Below are 9218 nucleotides of genomic sequence, written 5' to 3' on the forward strand. Positions count from 1 at the left end.
CGCGCTCCCACCCCGCGCTCCCACCCCGCGCTCCCACCTCACCCGCCTCCACCGATGCCCGGCGAACCGGTGATCTGATGAACCCGATCGCCGCCCGCTCCGTGCACTTGGGTACACCCCTCACATCAGAGCACAGACCAGGACAGGTCTAAACCAATTTTCGGACGGCCCTTGTCATCGGGGGTCCCGGTCTGATGAGCTGTGGCCTGGGACACAACGGACACCCTGGGAAAGGGAGATGGCGTGAGCAACGAAAGCCTGGCCAACCTGCTGAAGGAAGAGCGCAGGTTCGCGCCGCCCGCCGACCTGGCCGCGAACGCCAACGTCACCGCGGAGGCGTACGAGCAGGCCAAGGCTGACAGGCTCGGCTTCTGGGCCGAGCAGGCCCGCCGACTGACCTGGGCCACCGAGCCGACCGAGACGCTGGACTGGTCGAACCCGCCGTTCGCCAAGTGGTTTGCCGACGGCAAGCTCAACGTGGCGTACAACTGCGTGGACCGGCACGTCGAGGCCGGCAACGGCGACCGCGTGGCCATCCACTTCGAGGGGGAGCCGGGTGACAGCCGGGCCATCACCTACGCCGAGCTGAAGGACGAGGTCTCCCGGGCGGCGAACGCGCTGCAGGAGCTGGGTGTGGGCAAGGGCGACCGGGTCGCCATCTACCTGCCGATGATCCCCGAGGCCGTCGTCTCCATGCTGGCCTGCGCCCGCATCGGCGCCGCCCACTCGGTCGTCTTCGGCGGCTTCTCCGCCGACGCCATCGCCACCCGCATCCAGGACGCCGACGCCAAGCTGGTCATCACCTCCGACGGCGGCTACCGGCGCGGCAAGCCCTCCGCCCTCAAGCCGGCCGTCGACGACGCGGTGAGCCGCGTCGCAAGCGTCGACAAGGTCCTCGTCGTCCGCCGTACCGGACAGGACGTGCAGTGGACCGAGGGCCGCGACATCTGGTGGCACGAGATCACCGGACGGCAGTCCGCCGAGCACACGCCCGAGGCGTTCGACGCCGAGCAGCCGCTGTTCATCCTCTACACGTCCGGGACCACCGGTAAGCCCAAGGGCATCCTGCACACCTCGGGCGGCTACCTCACCCAGACCGCCTACACCCACCACGCCGTCTTCGACCTCAAGCCGGAGACCGACGTCTACTGGTGCACCGCCGACATCGGCTGGGTCACCGGCCACTCCTACATCACCTACGGCCCACTGGCGAACGGCGCCACCCAGGTGATGTACGAGGGCACCCCCGACACCCCGCACCAGGGCCGCTTCTGGGAGATCGTCCAGAAGTACGGCGTCACCATCCTCTACACCGCGCCCACCGCGATCCGCACGTTCATGAAGTGGGGCGACGACATCCCCGCCAAGTTCGACCTGTCCTCGCTGCGCGTCCTGGGCTCGGTCGGTGAGCCGATCAACCCCGAGGCGTGGATCTGGTACCGCAAGCACATCGGCGCCGACCGCACCCCGGTCGTCGACACCTGGTGGCAGACGGAGACCGGCGCGATGATGATCTCGCCGCTGCCCGGCGTCACCGAGGCCAAGCCGGGCTCCGCCCAGCGCGCTCTGCCCGGCATCTCCGCCACCGTCGTCGACGACGAGGCGAACGAGGTCCCGGACGGAGGCGGCGGATACCTGGTCCTCACCGAGCCGTGGCCGTCGATGCTGCGCACCATCTGGCGCGACGACCAGCGGTTCCTGGACACGTACTGGTCGCGGTTCGAGGGCAAGTACTTCGCCGGGGACGGTGCCAAGAAGGACGACGACGGCGACATCTGGCTGCTCGGCCGGGTCGACGACGTGATGCTCGTGTCCGGGCACAACATCTCCACCACCGAGGTCGAGTCGGCGCTCGTCTCCCACCCTTCCGTGGCCGAGGCGGCCGTGGTCGGCGCGGCGGACGAGACGACCGGCCAGGCCATCGTGGCCTTCGTGATCCTGCGCGGCACCGCCTCCGCCGACGACGACGGTCTCGTAGCGGACCTGCGCAACCACGTCAGCGCCGCACTCGGCCCCATCGCCAAACCCAAGCGGATCCTGCCGGTCGCCGAACTGCCGAAGACCCGCTCCGGAAAGATCATGCGACGACTCCTGCGCGACGTCGCCGAGAACCGCGAGCTCGGAGACGTCACCACCCTCACCGACTCCTCCGTCATGGACCTCATCCAGTCCAAGCTGCCGGCCGCACCCAGCGAGGACTGAGCGCGACCGGCCGCACAAGGCGGACGTGAGGCCCCAGCGGAACGGCTGAGCGGAGAGCGCCTGAGCGGGAAGGCGAAGCGAGGGCCGCACATCGCCCGAAGGGGTGCCTGGCACAACACCAGGCACCCCTTCCGCGCGTAATGCCGGATATGCGTATGTAATGACCCGGTAAGGTGGTGACCCAGGTGCGCCGGGAAGTCTGGTCGGCAACGCCGTCCGCGACCCCGCGTGACGGCGGACACGAGCCGTACCGACCCGGAGGTCCCCGCCGTGGCCGCGCCCCGCACCAGCAATCGCAGCTTCCTCGGACGCCTGTCCCTGCCCGAGCGCACCTTCGTGGCGGACGCGCTGCGCACCGAGACCGTCGGCGGGGTGCTCCTCCTCGTCGCCGCCGTCACGGCGCTGATCTGGGCGAACACACCCCTGAAGGACAGTTACGCGAGCATCGGCGACTTCCACTTCGGCCCCGCGGCCCTCGGCCTCGACCTCTCCGTGCGCCACTGGGCTGCCGACGGACTGCTGGCCGTCTTCTTCTTCGTCGCCGGGATCGAGCTGAAGCGTGAACTGGTCGCCGGAGACCTCCGCGACCCGAAGGCGGCGCTGCTCCCGGTCGCCGCCGCCCTGTGCGGCATGGCCGCCCCGGCGATCGTGTACACGGTGGTCAATCTCGCGGGGGACGGTTCCCTGTCGGGCTGGGCTGTACCGACGGCCACGGACATCGCCTTCGCGCTCGCCGTCCTCGCTGTCATCGGCACGTCACTGCCGTCCGCGCTGCGCGCCTTCCTGCTCACGCTCGCCGTGGTCGACGACCTCTTCGCGATCCTGATCATCGCGGTCTTCTTCACCCACCAGCTGAACTTCGCGGCCCTCGGCGGCGCGGTCATCGGCCTCGCCGTCTTCTGGCTGCTGGTCAGGAAGGGTGTGCGCGGCTGGTACGTGTACGTGCCGCTCGCCCTCGTCATCTGGGGGCTGATGTACAACAGCGGCATCCACGCGACCATCGCCGGGGTCGCGATGGGCCTCATGCTGCGCTGCCACCGGCGCGAGGGCGAGGAGCAGTCTCCCGGCGAGCGGATCGAACACGGGATCCGGCCGTTCTCGGCGGGACTGGCGGTCCCGCTGTTCGCTCTCTTCAGCGCGGGCGTGTCGGTCTCCGGAGGGACGATCGGCGACGTGTTCACGAAGCCGGAGACGCTCGGGGTCCTGCTCGGCCTGGTGGCCGGCAAGGCGGTCGGCGTCTTCGGCGGTACGTGGCTGGTGGCCCGTTTCACCCGGGCGTCGCTGTCCGAGGACCTCGCCTGGCCCGACGTCTTCGCGGTCGCCTGCCTCGCGGGCATCGGCTTCACCGTCTCGCTGCTCATCGGGGAACTCGCCTTCGAGGACAACGCCGTCATGACCGAGGAGGTGAAGGCCTCCGTGCTGACGGCCTCCCTCATCGCGGCCGTGCTCTCCGGCGTGCTGCTGAAAATACGCAACGCCAGGTACCGCGGACTGTGGGAGGCGGAGGAGCGCGACGAGGACCTCGACGGCATCCCCGACATCTACGAGCAGGACAACCCCGCCTACCACCTGCGCATGGCCGAGATCCACGAACGGAAGGCCGCCGAACACCGGAGGCTTGCCGAAGTGGCGGGCAGGGCAAGCGAGGAGCACGACGGTCCGGCATGATCTGACACATCCACATGTCCAGAAGAAGCCATGAAGAGCAAAGCAGGGAGATCGCGATGAGCGCACCCGACGGCAGCCCGGTCGGCGCCGAACGCAGCATCGGCCAGCTGTTCGCCTCGGCGACGACCGAGATGTCCGCGCTGGTGCACGACGAGATCGCGCTGGCGAAGGCGCAGCTCAAGCGGGACGTCAAGCGCGGCGCGGTCAGCGGCGGCGCGTTCTCCGCTGCCGGTGCGGTACTGATCTTCTCCTTGCCGATGCTGAGCTTCGCCCTCGCCTACGGGATCCGCACCTGGAGCGGCTGGAACCTGGCCGTCTGCTTCCTGCTGTCCTTCGCGGCGAACGTCCTGGTGGCCGCCCTGCTCGCGCTGATCGGTGTGTCCTTCGCCAAGAAGGCCAAGAAGGGCAAGGGGCCGCAGAAGACCGCGGCCTCGATGAAGGAGACGGCCGGCGTCCTGCAGAACGCCAAGCCGCACCCGCGTCGGCCGAAGCAGGCCGGTCCGGTCGGTGACGGGGTCGAGGCTGTGGCACGCTCGTCCTCATGACGGACCCCGCCACTCCCCCGGCGCAACCCACTTCGGTCGTACGACTCGAGCTCCCCGGCGGCCCCGAGGTGATCCACCGCGACGTCGCCGCGAACGGCGCGCGATTCCACATCGCCGAGCTGGGCGACGGGCCGCTGGTCCTGCTGCTGCACGGCTTCCCGCAGTTCTGGTGGACGTGGCGCCACCAGCTGGTGGCGCTCGCCGACGCCGGTTTCCGCGCGGTCGCGATGGACCTGCGCGGCGTGGGCGGCAGCGACCGCACCCCCAGGGGTTACGACCCGGCCAACCTGGCACTCGACATCACCGGGGTGGTGCGGTCGCTCGGAGAGCCCGACGCGGCGCTCGTCGGCCACGACCTGGGCGGCTACCTGGCGTGGACGGCGGCCGTGATGCGTCCCAAGCTGGTGCGCCGGCTCGCCGTCGCGTCGATGCCCCATCCGCGACGCTGGCGCTCGGCCATGCTCTCCGACGTCAAGCAGACGGCCGCCGGCTCCTACATCTGGGGGTTCCAGCGGCCGTGGGTTCCCGAGCGCCAACTCGTCGCGGACGACGGTGCCCTGGTGGGCCGTCTGATCCGGGAGTGGTCAGGGCCGCGGCTGCCGGACGACGAGGCGGTGGAGGCGTACCAGCGCGCCATGACCATCCCGTCGACCGCGCACTGTTCGGTCGAGCCGTACCGGTGGATGGTCCGTTCGATGGCCCGCCCGGACGGCATCCAGTTCAACCGGCGCATGAAGCGCCCGGTGCGGGTTCCGACGCTGCATCTGCACGGCTCGCTCGACCCGGTGATGCGGACGCGGAGCGCGGCCGGTTCCGGGGAGTACGTCGAAGCGCCCTACCGCTGGCGGCTGTTCGACGGCCTCGGTCACTTCCCGCACGAGGAGGACCCGGTGGCCTTCTCGACCGAGCTGATCAACTGGCTGAAGGACCCCGAACCAGACCGGTGATCGGACCGCCCGACGGCTCCGCGACGGCCGCCCGACGGCTCCGCGGCGAGCCCGCCCGGGCTGCGCCTGGACGGCGCCAGAACGGCGCCAGGACGACCGTCGGAGGACGCCCGGGGCACGGAGGCGAACGGGTGTCCTACGAACAGCCAAATGCCTCGCGCATAGGCCAATTGGGCGGCCGGGGCGCGATTACCGACCTTGGGGCACGGGCAGAGGACGGGGTATGGGCTGGACGCACGACTACAGTGACGCAGCACGCAACCGCCGCTCGGCCACGGGCCTGAGCTCCCACCAGAGGGGTGCCCCGCAGATGACGGACTCCGACCCCAGGGTGGGCATTCCGCACATTCTCCGTCGTCGTGCCCGCTGGGTCTCGGCGCGCCTGCGCCATCCCCGCGGCTAGACGGATTTTCAGGGCTTCACCCCGGCCGCACTCACCGCACACACGCGCCGCAGGCGCTCCCCGCGTCCGCGGCGCACGGCTGTCCGCGCCTACAGCGCGCAGTCGTCGCTGTCGACCTGTTGGTTCGCGGTGCGGCCCTTGGTGATGTCCGTGCGCACCTCGTCCGCCGTGAGCGCGTAACCGGTGTCCGGGTCGTCGAGGGACTTCGCGAAGACCACCCCGTACACCTTTCCCTCGGGTGTCAGCAGCGGGCCGCCGGAGTTGCCCTGACGCACGGTCGCGTAGAGCGAGTACACGTCGCGGCGCACGGTGCCCCGGTGGTAGATGTCCGGGCCGTTGGCCGTGATGCGGCCGCGCACGCGCGCGGGGACGACGTTGTACGCGCCGTTCTCCGGGAACCCGGCGACGATGGCGCCGTTGCCGCTGGAGGCGTCCGTGGACGTGAACTTGAGCGCGGGCGCGTTCAGGTTGGGCACGTCCAGTACGGCGATGTCGCGCTCCCAGTCGTAGAAGACGACCGTCGCGTCGTACTTGCGGCCCTCTCCGCCTATCTGGACGGTGGGTTCGTCGACGCCGCCGACGACGTGCGCGTTGGTCATCACGCGGCGGTTGCCGAAGACGAACCCGGTGCCTTCGAGGACCTTGCCGCAACCCTCCGCGGTGCCCATCACCTTGACGATGGACTTCTTGGCGCGGGTGGCGACCGCGCTGCGGGCGAGCGCCCGGTCGGGCGGCCGTACGTCGGTGATCGGCTCGTTGGCGAACGGGCTGAAGACCTGCGGGAAGCCGTTCTGGGCGAGGACGGAGGAGAAGTCCGCGAACCAGATGTCGGCCTGGTCGGGCAGGGCCCGTGACACACCGAGCAGCACCTTGGAGCTGCGCACTTCCTTGCCTAGCGTGGGCAGGGTCGTACCGGCCAGGGCCGAGCCGATCAGCCAGGCGACCAGCAGCATCGCCACGACGTTGACCAGGGCGCCCCCGGTCGCGTCGAGCGCGCGGGCCGGTGACCAGGTGATGAAGCGGCGCAGTTTGTTGCCGAGGTGGGTGGTGAGGGCCTGGCCGACGGAGGCGCAGACGATGACGACGATCACCGCGACGACGGCGGCGGTCGTGCTCACCTCGGAGTGGTCGGTGAGCGCGCCCCAGATCACGGGCAGCAGATAGACGGCGACGAGGCCGCCGCCCAGAAAGCCGATCACCGACAGGATGCCGACGACGAACCCCTGGCGATAGCCCACGATCGCGAACCACACGGCGGCGACCAGCAACAGGATGTCCAGCACGTTCACTGCTTCGAGCCTCGCCTCGTCACTTCGCGGTCGCCACGTCTTGGCCGGCGCTGCGGCCCCCGGCGGCGCCGCTGAGGGAGGCAGCCGGGAACACACAGCACAGGGGCCACCCTGTCATGCGCGCCAGTCGAGCGGGACCTGCTTCTCCCGGTCCCAGGGCCGCTCCCAGCCCGCGAAGTGCAGGATCTTGTCGATCACTCCGGCCGTGAACCCCCAGACGAGGGTGGATTCGACCAGAAACGCCGGACCTCTGAAGCCGCTCGGGTGCACGGCGGTGGCGCGGTTGGCGGGGTCCGTGAGATCCGCCACGGGGACGGTGAAGACCCGCGCCGTCTCGGCCGGATCGACCACCCCGACCGGTGTCGGACGGCGCCACCAGCCCAGTACCGGGGTGACGACGAACTCGCTCACCGGGATGTACAGCCTGGGCAGCACGCCGAAGACCTGGACGCCGTCCGGGTCGAGGCCGGTCTCCTCCTCGGCCTCGCGCAGTGCGGCCCGCAGCGGCCCGTCGGTCTCCGGGTCGCCGTCCTCGGGATCGAGGGCGCCCCCGGGGAAGGAGGGCTGACCGGCGTGCGACCGCAGGGAACTGGCGCGCTCCATGAGCAGCAGCTCGGGGCCGCCGCCCTTGCCGTCGGTGCCGCCGGGGTCGCCCTCGCCCTCGCCCTCACCGAACAGGATGAGGACGGCGGACTGACGGCCCGCGCCGTCGGCCGGCGGCAGGAACCGGCTCAGCTGCAGCGGCTGGACCGTCTCGGCGACGCGCGCCACCGGGTCCAGCCATCCGGGCAGGCCCTCCCGGCTGAGCGTCACCGGGCCGCCCTGTGTGTTGCTCGCGTGTGTCATCGCCGCCCCCGTTCTGCCCGTGTCAACGCTCGTGAGTGCGCGGATCGTTCCGCGTCGCGCGTCATCCGGTGCCCAGCGGGGGCGCCGGAATGCCACCCGCGTCGAGATAGGCCTGCGGAGGCTTGAGCCGCTGGCCGGGGAAGCCGCCCTTCTCGTACTTCAGCAGCTTCTTCGCCTTCTCGGGGTCGGTCTCCCCCTCTCCGTAGGCAGGGCAGAGCGGGGCGATGGGGCAGGCTCCGCAGGCGGGCTTACGGGCGTGGCAGATGCGGCGGCCGTGGAAGATCACGTGGTGCGAGAGCATCGTCCACTCGCTCTTCGGGAAGAGCGCGCCGATCGCCGCCTCGACCTTGTCGGGGTCGGTCTCGTCGGTCCACCACCAGCGGCGGACGAGCCGTCCGAAGTGGGTGTCCACCGTGATCCCGGGCCGTCCGAAGGGGGTTTGCACATTAGCACCATGATCCCCAACACCGGCCCGGCAAGCGGGACATGCGCACGCGTTACCCATCACGACGAACGCTGTCTTACGCCCGACACCAGGGAGTTTCACCAGCTCAGCGAGGGTGCGCGGCACCATGCCGTCATGGTCGGCCACGATGGCGGCGGCGAGTCCCGTGATGCTCCGAGTCTTGGCCCGGAAGAACCCCGTGGGCCGGATCAGTTCCTCAACGTCGGCCGTCTCGGCACCGGCAAGATCAGCGGGCCGGGGGTACTTGGCGAACAGTGCCGGGGTGGTCTGGTTCACCCGTAGGTCTGTCGTCTGCGCGCTGAGCACCGTTGCGACCAACAGTTCCCACGCGTTCACATAATCCAGCTCGCAGTGCGCATAGGGGTACACCTCGGCTAGAGCACGGTTGATCTTCCGCGCCCGCCGGACCAGCGCTGTACGGGTTTCTTCCGCCATGCTGGCCAGCCTACGGGGCCCCGCTCGCATGCCACGGGGGAAGCACACGAACGGGGCCCGGGGAACCGTCCCTCCCGCGCTGGTCGGCGTCGGTCACGGAAGGGGCGGAGGATCACGCGGACCGGGCCGGTTCTTTCACCCAATCCTGATGACCGAATTTCCGATGAGTGCGCATGGCGGACAGCGTGACCAATCCCAGCATTGCGTCATTGGTGCGATTGGCCGCGATCACTTGCCCGCGCAGCGACGCGCACACGATGCACTTTTCCGGGTCCACCGGTCCGCGCCGGGGTTCCCGTAGCCAACGGTCAACGTCTCTCACTGAGCTTCTTCGAGTTGGCCACCGATCGGGTGATGGGCCGTGAAGCGCAACGAGCGAGGCCCCCGGGCTGTTGATCGAGATGTCTGACGTCTCAA

General features: G+C 70.0%; 8 protein-coding genes. 5 read left to right on the forward strand and 3 right to left on the reverse strand.

Annotation, left to right across the window (positions count from 1 at the left end; translation table 11 throughout):
- The first annotated feature begins 201 nt into the window (after positions 1 to 201).
- From acs to ACFY93_RS23505, 5 genes are all read left to right on the forward strand, one after another.
- A complete protein-coding gene (gene acs, locus ACFY93_RS23485) occupies positions 202 to 2202 on the forward strand; it encodes an acetate--CoA ligase (RefSeq protein WP_391362285.1) in 2001 nt (666 codons plus the stop codon).
- Positions 2203 to 2472: 270 nt separating this feature from the next.
- On the forward strand, positions 2473 to 3870 hold the full coding sequence (nhaA, locus tag ACFY93_RS23490) for a Na+/H+ antiporter NhaA (protein WP_391362322.1): 1398 nt from the start codon (positions 2473 to 2475) through the stop codon (positions 3868 to 3870).
- Between the two features lie 56 nt (positions 3871 to 3926).
- Complete coding sequence (locus ACFY93_RS23495) at positions 3927 to 4415, forward strand: phage holin family protein (RefSeq protein ID WP_391362288.1); 489 nt, start codon at positions 3927 to 3929, stop codon at positions 4413 to 4415.
- Complete coding sequence (locus ACFY93_RS23500) at positions 4412 to 5362, forward strand: alpha/beta fold hydrolase (protein WP_391362290.1); 951 nt, start codon at positions 4412 to 4414, stop codon at positions 5360 to 5362. The genes ACFY93_RS23495 and ACFY93_RS23500 overlap by 4 nt, the downstream gene beginning before the upstream one ends.
- A 223-nt stretch (positions 5363 to 5585) precedes the next feature.
- Positions 5586 to 5765 carry a hypothetical protein gene (locus ACFY93_RS23505; protein ID WP_391362292.1) on the forward strand — a complete coding sequence of 60 codons (180 nt, stop codon included), beginning with the start codon at positions 5586 to 5588 and terminating at the stop codon, positions 5763 to 5765.
- Between the two features lie 89 nt (positions 5766 to 5854).
- Here the strand turns inward: ACFY93_RS23505 and ACFY93_RS23510 are convergent, their stop codons facing one another.
- The 3 genes from ACFY93_RS23510 to nth form a co-directional block, all read right to left on the reverse strand.
- Positions 5855 to 7054, reverse strand: a complete 1200-nt coding sequence (locus ACFY93_RS23510; RefSeq protein ID WP_391362295.1) for a MarP family serine protease — start codon at positions 7052 to 7054, stop codon at positions 5855 to 5857.
- Positions 7055 to 7168: 114 nt separating this feature from the next.
- Positions 7169 to 7900: an NUDIX domain-containing protein gene (locus ACFY93_RS23515; protein WP_391362297.1), complete on the reverse strand. Its 732-nt coding sequence runs from the start codon at positions 7898 to 7900 to the stop codon at positions 7169 to 7171.
- A gap of 61 nt (positions 7901 to 7961) precedes the next feature.
- Entirely contained in the window at positions 7962 to 8831 is an 870-nt protein-coding gene (gene nth / locus ACFY93_RS23520; RefSeq protein ID WP_391362298.1) for an endonuclease III domain-containing protein, read from the reverse strand.
- Positions 8832 to 9218 lie beyond the last annotated feature (387 nt).

The organism is Streptomyces sp. NPDC008313, assembly GCF_042956125.1.
GTDB lineage: Bacteria > Actinomycetota > Actinomycetes > Streptomycetales > Streptomycetaceae > Streptomyces.

What these genes read in the sequence shown, in the direction of transcription:
- ACFY93_RS23495 (WP_391362288.1), top strand. Translation starts at nt 3,927, where the DNA reads ATGAGCGCACCCGACGGCAGCCCGGTCGGCGCCGAACGCAGCATCGGC.
- ACFY93_RS23500 (WP_391362290.1), top strand. Translation starts at nt 4,412, where the DNA reads ATGACGGACCCCGCCACTCCCCCGGCGCAACCCACTTCGGTCGTACGA.
- ACFY93_RS23505 (WP_391362292.1), top strand. Translation starts at nt 5,586, where the DNA reads ATGGGCTGGACGCACGACTACAGTGACGCAGCACGCAACCGCCGCTCG.
- ACFY93_RS23515 (WP_391362297.1), bottom strand. Translation starts at nt 7,900, where the DNA reads ATGACACACGCGAGCAACACACAGGGCGGCCCGGTGACGCTCAGCCGG.
- nth (WP_391362298.1), bottom strand. Translation starts at nt 8,831, where the DNA reads ATGCGAGCGGGGCCCCGTAGGCTGGCCAGCATGGCGGAAGAAACCCGT.